The sequence below is a fragment of the Archangium sp. Cb G35 genome (genome assembly GCF_001896145.1).
In the GTDB taxonomy this organism is placed as follows: Bacteria; Myxococcota; Myxococcia; order Myxococcales; family Myxococcaceae; genus Archangium; species Archangium violaceum.
Window position 1 is genome coordinate 22,376 of record NZ_MPOI01000015.1, and the last position, 17,376, is coordinate 39,751.

19 protein-coding genes are annotated in these 17,376 nt (G+C 68.6%); 6 read left to right on the forward strand and 13 right to left on the reverse strand.

Annotated features, from left to right (window positions below):
• Nucleotides 1-4: 4 nt before the first annotated feature.
• From BO221_RS38965 to BO221_RS55110, 7 genes are all read right to left on the reverse strand, one after another.
• Nucleotides 5-1,069, reverse strand: coding sequence for a cysteine synthase A (locus BO221_RS38965; protein WP_073565976.1), 1,065 nt, complete (start codon nucleotides 1,067-1,069; stop codon nucleotides 5-7).
• A gap of 19 nt (nucleotides 1,070-1,088) precedes the next feature.
• Nucleotides 1,089-1,895 (reverse strand): hypothetical protein, encoded by an 807-nt coding sequence (locus tag BO221_RS38970; protein ID WP_073565977.1) that lies wholly within the window; start codon nucleotides 1,893-1,895, stop codon nucleotides 1,089-1,091.
• Between the two features lie 43 nt (nucleotides 1,896-1,938).
• A complete protein-coding gene (locus BO221_RS38975) occupies nucleotides 1,939-2,694 on the reverse strand; it encodes a hypothetical protein (RefSeq protein WP_073565978.1) in 756 nt (251 codons plus the stop codon).
• A 313-nt stretch (nucleotides 2,695-3,007) separates the two neighbouring features.
• Nucleotides 3,008-4,318 carry a type II toxin-antitoxin system HipA family toxin YjjJ gene (gene yjjJ, locus BO221_RS38980; protein WP_073565979.1) on the reverse strand — a complete coding sequence of 437 codons (1,311 nt, stop codon included), beginning with the start codon at nucleotides 4,316-4,318 and terminating at the stop codon, nucleotides 3,008-3,010.
• Between the two features lie 164 nt (nucleotides 4,319-4,482).
• Complete coding sequence (locus BO221_RS38985) at nucleotides 4,483-6,057, reverse strand: aromatic amino acid hydroxylase (protein WP_073565980.1); 1,575 nt, start codon at nucleotides 6,055-6,057, stop codon at nucleotides 4,483-4,485.
• 68 nt (nucleotides 6,058-6,125) lie between these two features.
• Entirely contained in the window at nucleotides 6,126-7,061 is a 936-nt protein-coding gene (locus tag BO221_RS38990; RefSeq protein WP_073565981.1) for a LysR family transcriptional regulator, read from the reverse strand.
• 1 nt (nucleotide 7,062) lies between these two features.
• Nucleotides 7,063-7,209 (reverse strand): hypothetical protein, encoded by a 147-nt coding sequence (locus BO221_RS55110; protein ID WP_158079991.1) that lies wholly within the window; start codon nucleotides 7,207-7,209, stop codon nucleotides 7,063-7,065.
• 150 nt (nucleotides 7,210-7,359) lie between these two features.
• On the opposite strand from BO221_RS55110, the gene BO221_RS38995 reads away from it, so the two are divergent.
• Complete coding sequence (locus BO221_RS38995; protein WP_073566262.1) at nucleotides 7,360-8,577, forward strand: hypothetical protein; 1,218 nt, start codon at nucleotides 7,360-7,362, stop codon at nucleotides 8,575-8,577.
• Between the two features lie 47 nt (nucleotides 8,578-8,624).
• Complete coding sequence (locus BO221_RS39000; protein WP_073565982.1) at nucleotides 8,625-9,791, forward strand: DNA replication/repair protein RecF; 1,167 nt, start codon at nucleotides 8,625-8,627, stop codon at nucleotides 9,789-9,791.
• Nucleotides 9,792-9,808: 17 nt separating this feature from the next.
• Here the strand turns inward: BO221_RS39000 and BO221_RS39005 are convergent, their stop codons facing one another.
• Genes BO221_RS39005 through BO221_RS39015 form a run of 3 tightly spaced genes read right to left on the reverse strand, consistent with a single transcriptional unit; the run spans nucleotide 9,809 to nucleotide 12,419 of the window.
• Nucleotides 9,809-10,537: a hypothetical protein gene (locus BO221_RS39005; RefSeq protein WP_073565983.1), complete on the reverse strand. Its 729-nt coding sequence runs from the start codon at nucleotides 10,535-10,537 to the stop codon at nucleotides 9,809-9,811.
• A gap of 3 nt (nucleotides 10,538-10,540) precedes the next feature.
• Nucleotides 10,541-12,100: an AAA family ATPase gene (locus tag BO221_RS39010; RefSeq protein ID WP_198956276.1), complete on the reverse strand. Its 1,560-nt coding sequence runs from the start codon at nucleotides 12,098-12,100 to the stop codon at nucleotides 10,541-10,543.
• A gap of 22 nt (nucleotides 12,101-12,122) precedes the next feature.
• Complete coding sequence (locus BO221_RS39015) at nucleotides 12,123-12,419, reverse strand: YiaA/YiaB family inner membrane protein (protein ID WP_043388374.1); 297 nt, start codon at nucleotides 12,417-12,419, stop codon at nucleotides 12,123-12,125.
• Between the two features lie 116 nt (nucleotides 12,420-12,535).
• Between BO221_RS39015 and BO221_RS39020 the strand changes: the two genes are divergently transcribed.
• On the forward strand, nucleotides 12,536-13,414 hold the full coding sequence (locus BO221_RS39020; RefSeq protein WP_073565984.1) for a LysR family transcriptional regulator: 879 nt from the start codon (nucleotides 12,536-12,538) through the stop codon (nucleotides 13,412-13,414).
• 6 nt (nucleotides 13,415-13,420) lie between these two features.
• Here the strand turns inward: BO221_RS39020 and BO221_RS39025 are convergent, their stop codons facing one another.
• Together BO221_RS39025 and BO221_RS39030 are read right to left on the reverse strand one after the other, a co-directional pair.
• Entirely contained in the window at nucleotides 13,421-13,603 is a 183-nt protein-coding gene (locus BO221_RS39025) for a hypothetical protein (RefSeq protein ID WP_073565985.1), read from the reverse strand.
• A gap of 156 nt (nucleotides 13,604-13,759) precedes the next feature.
• Nucleotides 13,760-14,842, reverse strand: a complete 1,083-nt coding sequence (locus BO221_RS39030) for a hypothetical protein (protein WP_233166458.1) — start codon at nucleotides 14,840-14,842, stop codon at nucleotides 13,760-13,762.
• 181 nt (nucleotides 14,843-15,023) lie between these two features.
• Here BO221_RS39030 and BO221_RS39035 point away from each other — a divergent pair, with 181 nt between their 5' ends.
• Nucleotides 15,024-15,383, forward strand: a complete 360-nt coding sequence (locus BO221_RS39035; RefSeq protein WP_073565986.1) for a hypothetical protein — start codon at nucleotides 15,024-15,026, stop codon at nucleotides 15,381-15,383.
• Nucleotides 15,384-15,448: 65 nt separating this feature from the next.
• Here BO221_RS39035 and BO221_RS39040 read toward each other — a convergent pair whose 3' ends face one another.
• Nucleotides 15,449-15,823 (reverse strand): hypothetical protein, encoded by a 375-nt coding sequence (locus tag BO221_RS39040; RefSeq protein WP_073565987.1) that lies wholly within the window; start codon nucleotides 15,821-15,823, stop codon nucleotides 15,449-15,451.
• Between the two features lie 191 nt (nucleotides 15,824-16,014).
• Here BO221_RS39040 and BO221_RS39045 point away from each other — a divergent pair, with 191 nt between their 5' ends.
• Both BO221_RS39045 and BO221_RS39050 read left to right on the forward strand, forming a co-directional pair.
• Nucleotides 16,015-16,533 (forward strand): hypothetical protein, encoded by a 519-nt coding sequence (locus BO221_RS39045; RefSeq protein ID WP_073565988.1) that lies wholly within the window; start codon nucleotides 16,015-16,017, stop codon nucleotides 16,531-16,533.
• A 74-nt stretch (nucleotides 16,534-16,607) separates the two neighbouring features.
• Nucleotides 16,608-17,375: an ABC transporter permease gene (locus BO221_RS39050; RefSeq protein ID WP_052517498.1), complete on the forward strand. Its 768-nt coding sequence runs from the start codon at nucleotides 16,608-16,610 to the stop codon at nucleotides 17,373-17,375.
• The last annotated feature ends 1 nt before the right edge of the window (nucleotide 17,376 follow it).

Here is a 17,376-nt window from a genome sequence, read left to right on the forward strand (position 1 = left end):
TGACTCAGGAGGCCTTGGCGAGCAGCACGCCGGGCAGGATGGAGCGGGCCGAGGGGGCTTCCGGGTCGCGATCGAGCCAGCGGGGGACGGGGAGACCCTTGGAGCGGAGGAAGGCGGGGTTGAAGAGCTTGCTGGCGTAGCGGTTGCCGGAGTCGCACAGCACGGTGACGAGGGTGTGGCCGGGCCCGAGCTTCCGGGCGAGGCGGATGGCGCCGGCGACGTTGACGGCACTGGAGGCGCCGAGACAGAGGCCCTCGTGCTCGAGCAGGTCGAAGAGGACGGGGAGGGCCTCCTCGTCGGGAATCTGGAAGGGCTCGTCGACGGGGGCGCCCTCGAGGTTGGCGGTGATGCGGCCCTGGCCGATGCCCTCGGAGATGGAGGAGCCCTCGGACTTGAGCTCGCCGTGGGCGTAATAGTGGTAGAGGGCGGCGCCCATGGGGTCGGCGAGGCCGATGACGATGTTGGGGTTGCGCTCCTTGAGGGCCATGCCGACACCGGCGAGGGTGCCGCCGGAGCCGACGGCGCAGATGAAGCCGTCGATGCGGCCGCCGGTCTGGCGCCAGATTTCGGGGCCGGTGGTGTCGAGGTGGGCCTGGCGGTTGGCGACGTTGTCGAACTGGTTGGCCCAGATGGCGCCGTGGGGCTCACGGGCGGCGAGGGCCTCGGCGAGACGGCCGGAGACCTTCACGTAGTTGTTGGGGTCCTTGTAGGGGACGGCGGGGACCTCGAGGAGCTCGGCCCCGACGAGGCGGAGCATGTCCTTCTTCTCCTGGCTCTGGGTGTCGGGGATGACGATGACGGTGCGGTAGCCGAGGGCATTGCCGACGAGGGCGAGGCCGATGCCGGTATTGCCGGCGGTGCCCTCGACGATGACGCCGCCGGGGCGGAGGCGGCCGCGGGAGATGGCGTCACGGATGATGAAGAGGGCGGCGCGGTCCTTGACGGACTGGCCGGGGTTGAGGAACTCGGCCTTGCCGAGGATGGTGCAGCCCGTGAGCTCGGAAGCGCGCCGGAGCTTGATGAGGGGCGTGTTGCCGATGGCCGCGATGACGTCTTGATGGAAGTGCATGGAGCTCCTTCAACGGCGCTCAGTGTACGTCGAGTTCCCTGTCCCACCCATACAGGCGTCCGAGCACGGCACCCGGGCGTACACCGGAGATGCGGTCGAATTCCGCGGCATCCAGCGTGGCGAGGTGCTCGCGCCAGGCGGTGGAGTCCATCACGACCTCTGGGTGATTGAGCTGGTTCCTGTCGGCGAACGGGAGGATGCGGGGCAATTGGCGCAGGATGGCCTCGACACAGTCCTCTCGCGTGGCGCGGGCCATGCGCTCCGAGGCCACCCTGAAGCGGGAGGGCACGGAGGTTCCTCCCTCGGGGCACCAGGCATCCATGGCCCACCCACAGGCGGCGGTCATGAGCTCTTCCAGGGACATGAACGTATTGAGCTTCTTGTGGAGATAGCGTCCGTGTTGGAGCGAGTCCCAGAATTGGAGCACGGCCTGGATGCGCGGCGCCACGCGCTCCGCGCTTTCCGGGGCATGTCCGGAGAGCGCGAAGTACAGCGCGCCCCATGCGGTCTCCCGAAAAGTGGTCTCGTACAGGCGGCTGAGGTAGCGATGGTTCTTCTCGTCCACCTCGCACATGCTCATGATGACCTCCGAGAGCATGTACAGCCGCCAGGCCGGGAGTTCGTCCTGGAAGTCGACGACGTTGTGCGTGAACACCACCTCGCCGGGAGCAACCGCCCTCAGTTCATGTGGCTGGGGAAACGAACCCCTGAGCTGATACTGCTCTCCACAGCGGTGTCCCTCTCCCTTCGTCGCACTCTCGATGGTGGAGTAGGAGCCATGAAGGAAGCACGGCAGTTGGAGTGTGGTGGTCTGGAGCGGTTCCATGGTGTGAGGGGCCTTGTTCGTGGCTCGGGCCACGCTGGACGTGTCACATGCCTGCGGCCCTGGGCAATCGTGCCGGAGGTGCGGCGGGTTGGGGGCTCGAAGGAAAGGGGAGGACCTTTGCTCCTTGTGGAGCGGTGCCGCGCTCGCCTCCGGACGTCGTGGTGGAGATGACGAGCATTGCCACCTGGCCCACCACGTCGATGGCTACGCCGATGGCTCCGCTGAGTGTGGTGAGGCGCTCGCGCCTCTCAACCATTTCATCACTGGCTTCAGCCACCCATCCTCCGTACTTCTTCAACTCCTGTTCGGAGATCTCCACCCATTGAGCTGCCTCATACGCAGCCGCATTCGACGCGAAATGCTCCCGGCTGCGAGTCCAATGATACAGGGTGACTCCTGGTGTGGTGGTACACCATTCCAGACGCCAGATATATTGGCCCTGGGCGAACTGGATCAGGATCTCGCCCTCGAATGCTTTACCCGCCACGAATCTATGCTTGGGCAATGCGGTCCGGTTCAATACGAGCAGGTATGTCTGAGCCTCCAGACTGCCTTCCTGGAGACCTTTTTCATTGTAGGGTTTGATCTCGAAAAGCCTTTTGGCGCTGACATCGGTGATGTCAGGGCGCATGTCTTGTTCGTGCTCGGAGAGAAGTGACCAATCACCGATATCTTGTTCCTGAAGAATGCGTTTGATGTTTTGGTTGTTGTAATAAACAACGTTCGCCGGATACCTCGTGCCGTAGATATATGCAATGAGCCGGTGAGAGGCGTTGCCGAGGAAGATCTCCCAGGGCATCTGTGAGTCCGGCTTCCGGCCGGGCACCTTGTAGCCCTGGAGGGACTGGGTGGAGAGGTTCCCGCAGGGCGATGGTCGGCTGCTGCCTGAGGCCGATTGGACTGGCGGAGATGCGGGGGCAGGGGGCTCCGCGGCGGCGCGTCCCGCCCAGGCCGTGATGAGCACGAGGCCCACCAGACGGCGGAAGGCCCTGGCGCTTGATCGTCGCGTCCTACGCCTTCGCTCGGTCGCGTCTTGATGGAAGTGCATGGGGCTCGGAGTTGGGACGCTAATGCCCTGGCCCCATGGGCTCAAGGCACCCACCGTGCTGGAATCAGAGAGGCACCCGCTTTCGGAGTGCCTCCAGCGTGTTCCTGCACTGGTGCGCCAGGGTCCGGAGCTCTTCTCCGAGCGCCGCACAGTCGATGACTCGGGTCCAGAAGTCCTGTGCATGGAGGGCCGCGTCCGCCCAGACATCCAGTGTGTCCGCGCTCGGTGGCGCGGGCTCGAACGTGCGATCGACGACGGTCGTACCCGAGGGCGCGAACAGCATCGGGAGCATGTCGTACGCAGGGGCAAGGCGCAGCGTGCCGTCTCCCTGCTCCAGGAAGCTCACATTGCCGAAGTGGCGGTCCGTGTTGCCGATGAGCTGCCCGAAGACATCGAGCCAACGGATGCGCCGCGCGTCCTCGGGTCCAATGAGTTTCTTCTCCAGCAGCTTCGGTGTGACTCGCGTCCAGGATGCGCCACGGCCGGATTCACCGATGTACTCGTGGTCCAGAGCCTCGAGTGAGAGCACTCCACGTCTGCCTCGCTCTCCGAGCCTGTCGAAGCGCTCGACCTCCAGGAATCGGTAGCCTCGCTCGTCGAACCACTGTGTCCTGGCCGCGTCGAGCCCGGCCTCGTGGACGACTTCGAGCGCGAGGCTCTCGCAGACGAGCAACTCTCTCCACCTGCGAGCAACCGCGCCCGCATCATCACTCACGAACTTGATCAGGACGTGCCGGCCTTCCGAGTACGTCAGGAACTTGGGGTGTTCTCCTCCGGCGGAGGAGCCTGGCTGCTCCAGGGCCGAGCGGCGGGCGAGATCCGGGTAGTCCGTGCGAGCAGTAGGCTCGAGTGTGCTCGCGAGCCATCGGTTCAGGGACTCGTCACCGAGGATGAGATTGCCGACGCAATCCTCGCCTCGGCGTGCCAGCGCGATGAGCCGATGGTCATCGGTCCAATCTCCCAATCGGGACGGCAGCTCCAACTCGGGGTACCGCGCGCTGAATGTCCGTCCGACGTAGCCCTGAGGGCTCATGTCGGAGGCGAAGGGAGGTAGCCCCTCGAACAGCGTCCCCGTTCCCCCTGGGACGCTGAGCCAGTGTCGTCCCCCCTTGAGGAGGTGCAGGGCTCCGAATGGCTCGACCTTCCCCGCCTCACTGACCCGATAGAGGGGGAGCCTCGTTCCAAGCCCTGGAAGCGTGCGCGTCCGCGCATAGCGGGTCGCGCGTGCCTGCCCCATCCGGCACACGCGGTCGCCCGCGGCCTCGATCAGCCGGGACACGGTCGGCTGGGACACGCCCAACTCCCGGGCCAGCTCCTTCGCTTGTGCCTCGCCCAACCGAGCGAGTGTCCCAAGCATTCGTTCGAGGGCGTCCATGAATAGAAAGATGAATAGAAAATTAGAGATGTGCTGGGCGTAAGTACTTGAAACCTAAGGGGTAGTTTGGTCGGTTGCAATGAAACGTGAATAGAAAAAGGGCCTGAATCACCCCGAAGGGGACTCAGGCCCTCTGTACTCCCGGGAGGCGGCTCCCGGCGTAGCTACGCCCGCGCGGACTTCTTCAGCTCCTCGACCTCGACCTTGAGGAGCCAGTCATCCCGGAAGTCGGTGGCGGCGTTGGAGAGCTGCTCCAGGCGCGAGAGGTCGAGGCTCTTCGACTCGCGCATGGTGCGCACCTCGCGGTAGAGCGCCGCCAACGACGGGTGCAGTGCCGTGGCCTTCTTCTCGCGGGCCTTGGCCTCGCCCTCGCCCTCCGCGAAGGCGTTGAGCTCGCCGAACCAGCGGTCCCACGTGCCCGGATCCGCCGGCCCACCGGCCACCGAGGGCAGCCCCGTGCTCAGGAACAGCATCGCCACGTTCGGCAGCTCCACCGGGCGGCCGTCCAGCTCGCCGCGCAGGTTGAGCACCTCGCCTCCGCCCACCGCGAAGCCTTGCAGCTTCAGGCCGCTGGCCAGCTCCAGCTTGAAGGGCCCCTTGTCCGGCAGCGTCCCCTCACCGAATGCCACCAGCGCCAGGCCCGGCCACGGCTTGCTCCCGTTCTTCCCCTCGCGCGACACCATCACCGGCCCCTCCAGCCGCACCAGCGCGCTGTTCAGTCCCTCGGCCACCGGACGCACCCCGGGCAGCGCCTCCACCACGCGCGCCGTGATCTCCCGTCCATCGGCCAGCACCAGGTGGTTCACCGTACGCGCCTGGATGGCCTCGTTCAGCCCGTAGTCTCCGCCGCGCTTCCAGGCGAGCGTCGCCTCGAACTCGCTCAGCACCTCGAACAGGTGCTCGAAGTCCCGCGCCACGAAGAGCTGCGGCTGCATGCGGGTGATGTCGTACTCGGTGTCCGCGCACGCCACGCTCAGCGGCACCTTCTTCACCGCGTCCGTGAGGCAGTGCTTCGCCTCGCCGATGCTCGACAGCAGGCCGGCGCCGTAGATGCGCGGACGCTCCAGGTTGCCGATCATCCCGTACTCGGCCGTCCACCAGTAGAGCCGCGAGGCGCGGGTGCTCTCGCTCACGTAGCGCCGGCTCTGGTTGGCCGCCTCCAGGCGATCCTGGGCGTGCTGGATTTCCTCCTGCGTCGCGCTGGGGTCCTCCTTCACCACGCTCAGGTTGCGGATGGCCTGGAAGACGGCCTCGTCCTCCACCGTGGCGATGGCCTTGAAGCCCACCAGCCCACAGCGCTTGAGGTACTCGGAGTAGCGCGTGTTGGCGATGATGGGCGCGTGGCCCGCGCTCTCGTGGACGATGTCCGGTGCCGGCGTGTACTGGATGTGCTCGTGGGTGCGGATGTCCGCCGCGATCGCCAGCACGCCCAGTGCCTGCAGTTCGGTGAACACCGCGGGCGGGATGAAGCCGCGCACGCTCACCGCCGCCCAGCCCAGCTTGGACAGCTTCTCGTTCATCTCATCCAGGCTGGGGATGCGCTCCAGTCCGATGCCGGTGGCCTCCAGGCCCTCCAGGTAGACGGAGTGGGCCTTGTCGGACAAGTGGCTGCGCAGCTGGCCGAGGATGTGACGCCACACCGCCTGGTCCCTCGGCGTATAGGCGTCGTAGTCCTGACTCACCACGTAGCGCCGCAGATGCGCGGGCAACCGGGCAATGGTCCGTTCAGTGGGCGTCATGGGGGCTCCTCCGTGGTGAAAATCTACGCACGAGAGGCCTCGACGGAAATCCGATAAAAACCGACGTCTTATTCGATTTTCCGCCGTTTTGACGCGAGGCGCTGACGCAGCCCGCCAAGGACGATCTGCGCCGCCTCGGAGCCAGGGCCGCCCGAGGGACGGAGTGTCACCACCTCGACGAATTGGGGCTGCTCCTCGCGCAGGGGCCAGACGGAGAGGTCCTCCGGGAAGGAGCGCAGCAGCCGCAGGTCGGGGGCGATGGCGCAGGCGTGGTAGGCGCGCAGCAGATCGAAGAGGTGCAGGAAGCTCTGCACGCGCGACACCTCGCGCACGGTGACCTCATGGGCGGCGAAGCGCGCGCTGTTGGCGCTGCCGTACGGGTCCTCGCGCTGCCAGTCCACGAAGGGCTGGCCCTCCAGGTCCCGCACGTGGAGGGTGCGGCGTGCGCTGTGGCGCGCGGACAACTCACTGCCGGGGCCGGCGAGCACGACGAAGGGCAGGTTCAGCAGGGGCTCGGCCTCGACGCCGCGGTGCGGGGGCAGGGGGGTGAAGTCCACGGCGAGGTCCAACTGGCGCGTCTGCACCTGGCGCACGAGCTCGAAGGTACCGCCGAAGCTGACCTCCAGCTTGATGCCGGCCCGGGCCACGTCTCCGGCGATGCCGGCGAGCAGGAAGTTGGAGAGCGTGGGGTTGAGGCCCAGGCGCAGGCTGGCCTCGGCGCTGGCCAGGTCCCTCAGGCGCTTGAGGTCCAACTGGTGGAGGGGCGTCTGGGTGCCCTCGTAGAGCTTCTCGCCTCGGGCGGTGAGGTGGAGGCGGCGGCCGGGGCCGCGCTCCAGCAGGGGCTGACCATCGGCGAGCGTCTCCTCGAGGGCGCGGATGTGCTCGCTGACGACGGAGCGGGCCACGCCCAGGTGCTCGGCGGCGCCTTCGATGCTGCCGGACTCGACGGCGGCCGCGAAGGACTCGAGCCAGACGAGGTGCCGGGGGAGCTTGCGGGGGGCCATCTCACCTGCCCCAGAGAATGCCCAGCCTGAACTCCAGGGCATCGAAGGGCTCGGCACGAATCAAGGTGTCCTCCGCGGATGAGGTGAGCAGCGTGTAGTTCGTATCCACGAGGCGGAAGACCTCCAGGGTGCGCACGTCCGGATCCATGTCTGGAACCTGTCGCCCGGGTCCGACACTTCTTCCCATGCACCGTGCCGGACGTCGAGTGCCGGAGGGCCTCATCGTTTACTCGTCACCCCGGGAGGACGCCGGGGGGGCCTGCCATGGCGTCTGGGTGTCCCTATATTGGACGCCACCGTGGCCACCCATCCGGACAACCTGCGAGCGCGGCTGGAGGAGCGCGCGGATCTGCTCGAAGCCACCCGTCTGCGCTACCGCGCGCTGCACAAGCTGCTGCGGGCCTTCTTCTGGAAGGACCGGGTGCGGACGAACCTGGAGCTGTTGCGCGAGGTGGCGCTGGCCCAGCCCCAGGTGGACGCTACGCTGGAGGCAGTGGCCCGGCGCGCGGAGGCGGAGGGCTGGCCGGCGGGCTCGGCGCCGATGAAGCTGCTGGCCGAGGTGAGCCGGTTGCGCGAGGCCATCGCGTGGACGGTGGAGCGGCGGCTCATCGCGAAGAAGAAGCCGGAGCTGCTCGGCGAGGCGCTGCTGAAGCTGGAGGAAGAGGTGTTGGACGCGGGGCCGCTGCTGGGGCGGCGGCTGTGGGCCCAGGCGGTGGAGATTTTGCCGCGCAACCTCACGGAGCTTCGGGCCGCCTGCGCGGCGGCGGAGGTCCTCGAGCGCGTCTTCAAACGTCCGGCCCCCGAGGGGGCACTGCCTTTCGACGCGGCGGAGGTGGACGAGCTCCGGCGGGCGCTGCCCCTGGCGGACGAGGCGCTGGCGGCGCTGTGGGCGCGGTTGGACCGCTTCGACGGCACGGGCCGGGTGAGGGCCTTCCTGGAGAAGGGGATGAAGCGGGCGCCGGTGCACCCTCCGCGCAGCGGACCGGAGCTGCTGCAGCACGCGGCCTTCTGGCAGGACCTGGCGCGAGCGCGGCTGAAGGCGCTGCTGGAGTCGCGGCTGTCGCCCGTGGTGCCGCGGGAGGAGGAGTGGCCGGAGTTGCTCGGCTGGCTGGTGGAGCGGGAGGGCCCGGCGCAGGCGCGGCTGGCGGCCTCGGAGGTGCTGAGCGAGGGACGGGCGGGGCTGCTGGAGGTGGCGGCGGAGCTGGCGGCGTTGTCCCGGGCGCGTCCGGAGGGGCCGTGGAACGAGGAGGCCGCGTGGGTGCGGCTGTGGACGGCGGCGCAGCGGGCGAGGTCCGAGACGGGCCCGGACGCGGAGCGGCTGCGCGAGTCGCTGCGCCTCTTCATCCGGCTGCGAGGGCAGGGGCAGATGCCGGCGCGGCTCTTCTCCCCGGAGCGGAATGTCCTCGTCCGGCCGGGGAGCGGACAGGCGGGGAGCGAACCGGAGGATCTGCCGGGGCTGGTGCAGCGGGCGAGGGAAGCAGCCGGGCGGTCTCGGGAGGGGAGGGTGTCAGGGTAGGGCTTTAACCTGGACGCACACGTGTACGGATGGGAGAAAGGCCTCCCGTGCGGCTGCTGGCACTCCACGTTCAGGACTTCCGAAACCTTGGCCAGGTGACCCTGGCGCCGAGTGTGCACGCGTCCATCGCGGTGGGGCAGAACGGCCAGGGGAAGACGAATCTGCTGGAGGCGCTCTACTTCCTGGCGACGCTCAAGCCCTTGCGAGCGGGGCGGCTGTCGGAGCTGGTGAGGTGGGGCTCTCCGTCGGCGCGGGTGACGGGCCGTTTCCTGCTCAAGGGAGCGGAGCGGGAGATTTCGGTCGAGGTGGCGGGAGGGGTGCGGCAGGCCTTCGTGGACGGGAAGAAGGCGGCGAGCCTGGAGGAGTACTTCGGGGGCGTGTCGGTGGTGGCCTTCACGCCGGACGACCTGGAGGTGGTGAAGGGAGGGCCGGAGTCGCGCAGGGCCTTCCTGGACCGGGCGGTGTTCAACCGTTTCCCGGCGTTCCTGAGGGAGAGCCGCGAGTACGCGCGGGCGCTGAAGAACCGCAACCGGCTGTTGAAGTCGGGCCCGGTGGATGCGGCGTACCTGGAAGCCTACGACGAGACGTTGGCGAAGACGGGAGCGCGGGTGTACGCGCGGCGGCGGGCGCTGATGGCGGAGCTGGCGCCGAGGGCGCAGGCGACATTCGCCTCCATCGGGCGGACGCCGGAGCCGGCGGCATACAGGTACCACCCGGCGCACCTGGGAGACGTGGACTTCGCGGGGGCGGACGAGGCGGCGCTGGCGGTGGCGTTGAGGGAGGCGCTGGCGGCGCGGTCGCGGAGGGACCTGGACCGGGGCTTCACGTCGGTGGGGCCGCACGTGGACGACGTGACGGTGACGCTGGGGGCGAGGAGCGCGCGGGCGTACGCGAGCCAGGGCCAGCAGCGGGCACTGGTGTTGGGGTGGAAGATCGCGGAGATCGAGAACCTGGAAGCGGCGATGGGGTTCCTGCCGTTGCTGCTGCTGGACGACGTGTCGAGCGAGCTGGACCCGGAGCGCAACGCGTACCTGATGAACTACCTGGCGGCGAGCGGGGCGCAGGTCTTCCTGACGACGACGGATGCGGGGCTGGTGAGGGGAGCGGCGGCGCAGGACACGCTGTGGCTGGGAGTGCGGACGGGAGCAGTGACGAGCGTGGCGCCGGTACAGGAGCCCCCGGCACAGGCGCAACACGCGGACGAGCCCGCGTAGAACAATCTCCGGCCGCGCTACCGCCAGCGCCCACCGCGCCCGGCGGTGAGCATCGAGGTGGGAATGATGCTCACGATGACGAGCACGCTCAGGTAGAGCCCGATCATCCGCAGGGGCTTGTTGCCGAAGGTAACGAGGAGGAAGGTCAAGGCAGGGACACCGCCGCCGACCCTCCAGCGCATGCGCGTGGAGGGAAGGCTCCGCAGCAGCCCCACGGCGAGACACGGGTCGAAGAGGGGCTGGAGCCGGCCGATGAACGAGCGCTCCTTCTCGAGCGCCAGCTTCAGCTGCTCCATGTACCGCTGCTTCTCGGCGAGCTGCTCTGCGGTGGCCTCCTGGTGGGCCTTCTGGAGGGCCTGCATCTGCTCCCGCGTTTCGGCCTCGGCCTGCTCACGGGCCTGGGCGCGCTCCACGTCGTAGGCGAGCTGCTCGGGAGACTGGAGGTCCGCGCCGCACCGCGAGCACTCCCGGGCGAAGCGGCCGTTCTCCGCCTCGCACCGGACGCAGCGCGGAAAGTGTTGTCCCCGCGTGGGCTCGGCATCGAGCGCCAGGGGCGTCTGCCCATGGAGCTTGAAGCGCTCGACATGGGCCTCGGGGACGGAGACGGAGGCGGGTGTCTCGGTCGTGCCAGGACCGGCCACGGACTCGAAGCGGCCGCCGTCCTGCAGCCGCACCTGTCCGTCGGGGCCGGGCTTCTCTCCGCGTGCGCGCTCGAGGTGGAGGAAACGGGACTTGTTGGTGGACATCGCCTACTCCTTCTTCGAGCTGCCGGACGACGAGGCGGGACGGGTGCGCCCGCGGGCCCACTCGCGCAGCCGGACGATGTCATCGCGCATGGTGATGGCGAGCGGGACGGTCTCCTGGAGCGCCCCGGCGATGTGGCGCTGCTCCAGCTCCACGCCATGGCCGAAGGCCTCGTAGAGCGCGGCGATGATGGCCTGTTCAATCTCCGCGCCGCTGAAGTTCTCGGCCAGGCTGGCGAGCGTGTTCAAATCGAACGCGGCCGGGTCGCGCTTCCGGCGCTGCAGGTGGATGCGGAAGATCTCCCGGCGCTCGGCGGCCTCGGGCAGGTCGATGAAGAAGATCTCATCGAAGCGGCCCTTGCGCAGCAGCTCGGGGGGGAGGCCCTCAATCCGGTTGGCGGTGGCGACGACGAAGACGGGAGACGTCTTCTCCTGGAGCCAGGTGAGCAGCGTGCCGAAGACGCGGGCCGTGACGCCGCCATCCGTGGTGCCCGAGGAGGCAACGCCGGACAGGCCCTTTTCAATCTCATCCACCCAGAGCACCACGGGGGCGATGCTCTCGGCGACGCGGATGGCCTTGCGGAGGTTCTCCTCGGAGGAGCCGACGAGCCCGCTGAAGATGCGGCCCATGTCGAGCCGCAACAGGGGCAGGTTCCAGTGCGCGGCGATGGCCTTGGAGGTGAGGCTCTTGCCGCAGCCCTGCACGCCGAGCAGCAGCAGGCCGCGGGGCTCGGGGAGGCCGAACTGGCGGGCGCGCTCGCCGAAGGCGGCGGTGCGCTGGGTGAGCCACTGCTTGAGGTTCTGCAATCCGCCGACGTTGCCCAGGTCCTGCTCCGGCGGGTAGTACTCGAGCAGCCCGCTCTTGCGGATGACCTGGCGCTTCTCGTCCTGGACGCGGCGGATGTCCTCGGCGCTCAGCTTGCCGTCGTGGGCGATGGCCTTGGCGAAGGCATTCTCGGCCTCCGACAGCGTGAGGCCCTGGGCCGCCTGGATGAGCTGCGCGGCCTGCTCGCGAGACAGCTCGATGGTGGCCTTGTTGCCCCGGCGCACCACCGCGACGATCTCCTTGAGCAGGTTCATCAGCTCCTGGAAGCCGGGCAGGGGGACGTCGAGGACGGACACCTCCTTCTCCAGCTCGGTGGGGATGACGAGCGTGGGGGACAGGAGGATGACGGTGGTGAAGGTGCTCTTGAGTGCGTGGGCGAGCTCGCGCAGGGCGCGCACCACGGACTTCTCCTCCAGGTAGGGGTGGAAGTCCTTGAGCACGACGAGCGAGGGCTCGGTGAGCTTCTCGATGGCGGCGAGCGCATCGATGGGGTTGCGGGTGTCCTCGGGGAGCGCGGGGCCGCGGGAGCCGCCGAGGTAGCGCAGGCCCCGGGTGATGGACCAGGACAGGAGCACCTTGCCGTGGGCGCGGGCCATGTCCGCGAGCAGCGAGTCCACACGGTGCTCCTCCCACGACACCAGGTAGAGGAGCGGGTAGCGGGCTCGGATGAGGATGTCGAGCTCCTCCAACCAGGGAGCGGAGGAGGACCCGGGGCGGGGCAGCGCGGGACTGGACACCATGCCCTGGGTATATCAGGCCGGTTTACTTCAGGGCCACGGGGTCCACCTCGGCGAGCAGCTTGGTGACGCGGGCCTCGTCGATGCGGGCGGTGAGCCGGTCCTGCTCGTGCTGGTCGCGCACCGTCTTGGACAGGCTGAAGGTGGAGCCGATGCTGAAGAGCAGGCCCATGCCCAGGAAGGCCTTCTGCCAGCCGTCGACGGGCAGGTGGTAGATGCCGATGGCCATCACACCGATAGCCAGCGCGAAGGAGAGCCAGGCCTGGATGATCCAGGCGCCACTGTGGGTGGGCTGCACGGCGGAGGTGTTGGGGCGGGCCATTGTGAACCTCGTTCGAAGGGCGCTTCCGGTGGAAGCGCGTTGACGAGACACAGAATGCACCCGTTCCTCGCAAACCGCATGGAACTAATGGCTCGTCCTTCGATAACCTCCAGTGAATGATTCAGCTCCAGCGTCTCGAGGGCTTCTACTGGGTGGCACGTTGCGAGGGGTACGCCCGGGCGGCTCGTTCCTTTCCGTATCCGATCACCCAGCCCGGCGTGCACCAGCAGGTGAAGCGGCTGGAGTCCGAGCTGGGCGTGCGCCTCTTCGAGCGGGTGGGCAAGGATCGCGTCATCCTCACGCCGCAGGGCCGCGTGCTCTACGAGTACCTGGCCCCCTTCTACGAGGGCCTGTCCTCGATGGAGCGCTCGTTGCGCTCGGGCACGGTGGGAGGGCGGCTGCGCATCCACGCCTCGGGGCACACCCTGCGCCACCTGCTGCCACCGTGGCTGCGGCGGCTGCAGGGCCAGCGGCCCGACATCGAGGTGGCCCTCTTCGAGGCGAAGGTGCCTGCGGTGTCCCTGGTGCGCTCGGGCGAGGCCGATCTGTTGGTGGACCACCTGCCCGAGGTGCCCGCGGACCTGGAGGCCCGGCAGGTGGGCAAGACGCGCGCCTTCCTCGTGTTCCCGTCCAACCACCGGCTCGCGCGCAAGGGACCGGCGAGCCCCGAGCCGTTCCGGGACGAGCCCTTCATCACCTACAGCTCGGATCCGCAGTTGAGGGACCTGCAACTCGCGGCGCTCTCACACCACGGCGTGGTGCCGCAGCGGATGTACGCGGCGGATTCGTCCGAGACCATCCTCGGCTTCGTCGCGGCGGGGCTTGGCTACTCGCTGCTGGCTTCGTTGCAGCCTCGCGGGCCGCAGGTCCCCGGCGTGGTGGCGCGGCCTCTCACCGAGCCGGCGCGCGAATTCCCCATCTACGTGGCCTGGCGCAAGAGCGCGCAGCGCAATCCGCTCATCGAGGCACTGCTGGGGCTCGCTCCGAAGCCCTGATGCCGCCTACGGCCTCTCGGCCTGGCGAGCCACCGCCTGCTTGTCCGCCTGGGGGGCCTGGGGCTCGGCGTTCTTCTGCTTCTCCTTGATGATGCCCAGGCTGTTGCTCCACCACTCCGGGCACAGAAGGACGAAGAGGCCTCCGAACACCACCATGCCCACCAGGGAGACGACGATCACTTCACTCATTCAGTCCTCCACGTCTTCCTGATTCAACGACGTCCATGGTCCTCTACAACACCGGAGAACCGCCGTTTCACGCCAGGGTCCGGCAACAGCAACAGACCGCCTGTTGCGAGGGAACAGGCCATCTGGCCGGTCCATTCAGGTTCGAACTCCTACATGCTACCAGGGCCGCAGGCTCGTGGCCCACAGGTACAGCGACGTCTCCAGCGGGAACTTCCCCGGCTGCGAGACGTGCTTCTGGATGCCTCCGAGCATCGCCGTGGTGCGCAGGGCCGTGTGCCACCCGGCCAATTCCTCCGAGGCCCGCGTGGCGGCGATCGCCAGCGCCGTCGCTCCCTGTCCATAGCCGCCGATGATGGGCCCGCTCGACGCATCCGCGCCCCGCTCCACGCCCCGGGGCCATTCGCGGCAGGCCGCGGCGCTCGGGAAGAGAGGCACGTGCTCGCAGAAGTCCTTCAACAACACGTCGGCGAAGGTCCTCGCCGCCGGGGTCCCGCTCATCGCCAGGAACGCGGCGGTCCAGGCCAGCACGGTTCCTCGCGGCGTCTTCTTCAGGATGCGCCCCTTCGCATCCACCTGCGTGGGAAACCCGCCCGGTGACTCCGAGAGCTTCGCCAGGTGCGCCACCCACCGCTCGCCCGCGGCCCGTGACGCCTCGCTGCCCCGCAGCCTCCCATGCAGCAGCAGCCCCGAGGCCGCGAGCGCGTTGTCACAGGGCCAGATGCTCTCCCCGAAGCTCGGCAGCAGCGGCTGCTTCGCGACTGCCTCCGCCGTCTGGGCCGCGAGCGCGTCGAAGAGCGTCCGGTGCTCCTCGCTCGCGAGGCCCGCGCGCTCCACCCCCGCGAGCATCAACAGCAGGAACCCCCGGTACAACACGCTGCGCGGCAGCGAGTGCCCGGCCACCCGCGTGCTCCCGGTGTTGCGGAAGGGCGAGCGGGCCCGGCCGAGCGCATCCGTGAGCAGGGCCCCCAGCCGCTCGCGGACATCCGGTGGCGCCTTCCCCTCGAGCGAGGCCTGCACGAGGGCGAAGGACAGGAAGGCATCACACGCCACCTGGGCCTCGGAGAACGGGTGCTCCTTCAAACCCAGCAGCTTCCCCGAGCACCCCGGGCCCACCACCTGCCGCTGGAGCGCATCCAGGTCGACGCTCTGCCCATCGGCGAGCTCCAGCGCCACCGCGGGCAGGGCCCTCCCCGGCAGGAGCAGCGACAGGACGAGCACGAAGGCGGCGAGGCGATGCATGGGGGCTCCGGGGCGCGTGGCGTTACAGGACGCCCAGTATGAGTCCCCCTGGAGGCCACCGCGCGACCCGGCCGGAGAGTGCTGTGAATTCAAAGAATCCTCCAGTTACGACGCGGCATGTCAGGCCCGGGTGGTACGTCGGGTCCATGGGACCGCGCGTCCCATTCCCTGGAGGAGTTTCGTGAAGAAGATGTCGATGCTGCTCGCCGTGCTCACGCTGGCCCCGGCGCCCGCCCTGGCCGCCGACTACAAGTGCCAAGGCAACCGGGTGGAGAAGGGCGGCAGCACCCAGTACACCGTGCGCACCTCGGGCGCGGACATTGTCATCGAGAAGGGTGGCAGCACCCGGGGCAAGGCCGTCAAACGCGGCGGTGACTACGCCGTCGAGGTGGGCGGCAGCACCCAGGCCACCATCGAGAACGGCCGCATCTACAAGGGGGGCTCCAGCTGGAGCTCCGTGGGCGAGGCCCAGCGCGTCTACGACTGCCCGGACATCGTCGCCGCCACCCTCTGGGTGCTCCAGCAGAAGGGCCAGCTCTAGACGTCTTCCAGGTTCCTCGTCTCCTCACCGGCCCGCCGTGGGTGCCACGGCGGGCCGCCGTGTCTTCACGCCTTCCGGCGCAGGCGGAAGCGCCGCATGAGCGGGGTGCTCGGCCCCGCGGCCTCCTGCGTCACGTGCTGGAAGTAGGGGAAGCGGAACTCCGCCCACAGCACCAGGTAGGCCACGCCAAACACCGCCGTGGCCACCACCCACCACCACGACACCGCGAAGGCCAGACTCACCAGCGCCGACAGAACGCACACCACCCCGATGCCCAGTGCCACCTCCCGCCGCCGGGGCGACTCCGACATGGCCAGCCCCATGGAGACGAGCGACATCGCCAACAGCAGCCACGCCAGCCCGAATGCCTCCCGGGCATACAGGAGGGCAATCGACAGCAGGAACAATCCCAATCCGAACAGTCCCAACCCACCATCCATGAGGTGCCTCCTCCTCCGGATTTCCCAGAAGCAAGGGTTCAGGCCCTAACATCCGCATCTGTTCACCATTGGAGGAACGCTCGGCGCGGCGTGCGCCCGGCACGTCCGGCAGCCCTCCGCGTGGCGGGCATTCAACCTTTCATTCCCGCGACAACTCACCGCCTCTTGCATGGGTGCCTACCCTCGCGGCGATGAGCAGGGCTGTCTTCCGCCACGTCCTTCCGCTGTCCTTGCTGCTCGCCTCCGCCGTGGGTTGCCACCGCGGGGTGCGCTTCGAGCACCAGGTGTTCTCCAAACCCGGGGTGCGCTACCGGCTCGGCGCGCTGCCGCCCGGCTGGGAGCGGGTGAAGCTGCCCAACAACGACCTGGCCTGGTACACCGGGGAGACGGGCCACGCGCTCTCGGTGAACTCCACCTGCCGGGAGCACGAGGACGCGCCGCTGGACGTGCTCACGCGCCACCTCGTCATCGGCTTCACCGAGCGGCTGGAGGTGGAGCAGCAGAAGGTGGTGGTGGACGAGCGTGAGGCGTTGCGCTCGCGCTTCCGCGCCAAGCTGGATGGGGTGCCGGTGGAGCTGCTCTTCCTGGTGCTCAAGAAGGACCAGTGTGTCTACGACTTCACCTACGTGGCGCCGCTGGGGCGCTACGAGGAGCGGCTCGAGGGCTTCGAGTCGTTGGTGCACGGCTTCCACGCGGAGGACGCGTCATGAGCACGGGTGCCGATCTCCACCACCACCGGGCCCGCCGGCCGGTGGAGGCCTCGCAGGCGGGGGCCATCAACACGATGGGCGGCTCCTTCCTCCAGCGCATGGGCGAGCGGCTGGAGCGGCTGGGCTCGCTCGTGGTGATGACGGGCCAGGTGGCGGTGCGCGCGGTGAGCCCGCCGTATGCGCCGTCCGCGCTCGTCTACCAGATGGAGGCGCTGGGGGTGCGCTCGCTGCCCATCGCCCTGCTGACGGCCATCTTCGCCGGCCTGGTCATCGCGCTGCAGTTCGGCTACTTCCTGGCGCGCTTCGGCGTGCAATACACGGTGGGCCGGGTGGTGGTGCTCACCCTCTTCCGTGAGCTGTCCCCGGTGCTCATCGCCCTCACCGTGGGGGCGCGCGTGGGCTCGGGCATCGCCGCGGAGCTGGGCTCCATGACGGTCACCGAGCAGGTGGACGCCATCCGCGCGCTGGGGGCGGACCCGTTGCGCAAGCTGGTGGTGCCCCGGGTGCTGGCCTGTCTGCTGCTCACGCCCGCGCTCACCGTGCTGGCGGATGTCGTGGGCATGGTGGCAGGCGCCCTCGTGGTGAACGTGCAGTACAACATCAGCTTCCATCTGTTCTTCCAGGGAGCGATCGACGTCGTGCTGATGAGCGACTTCCTCTCTGGCGTCTTCAAGGGCTTCGTCTTCGGCGGAATCATCGGAGTGGTGGGCTGCTTCAAGGGGCTCACCGTCGAGGGCGGCACCGAGGGCGTGGGCCGCGCCACCACGCAGACGGTGGCCATCACCTCCGTCTCCGTGTGTCTGGCCGACTTCTTCATCACCAAGCTCACCCTGTCCCTCTGAG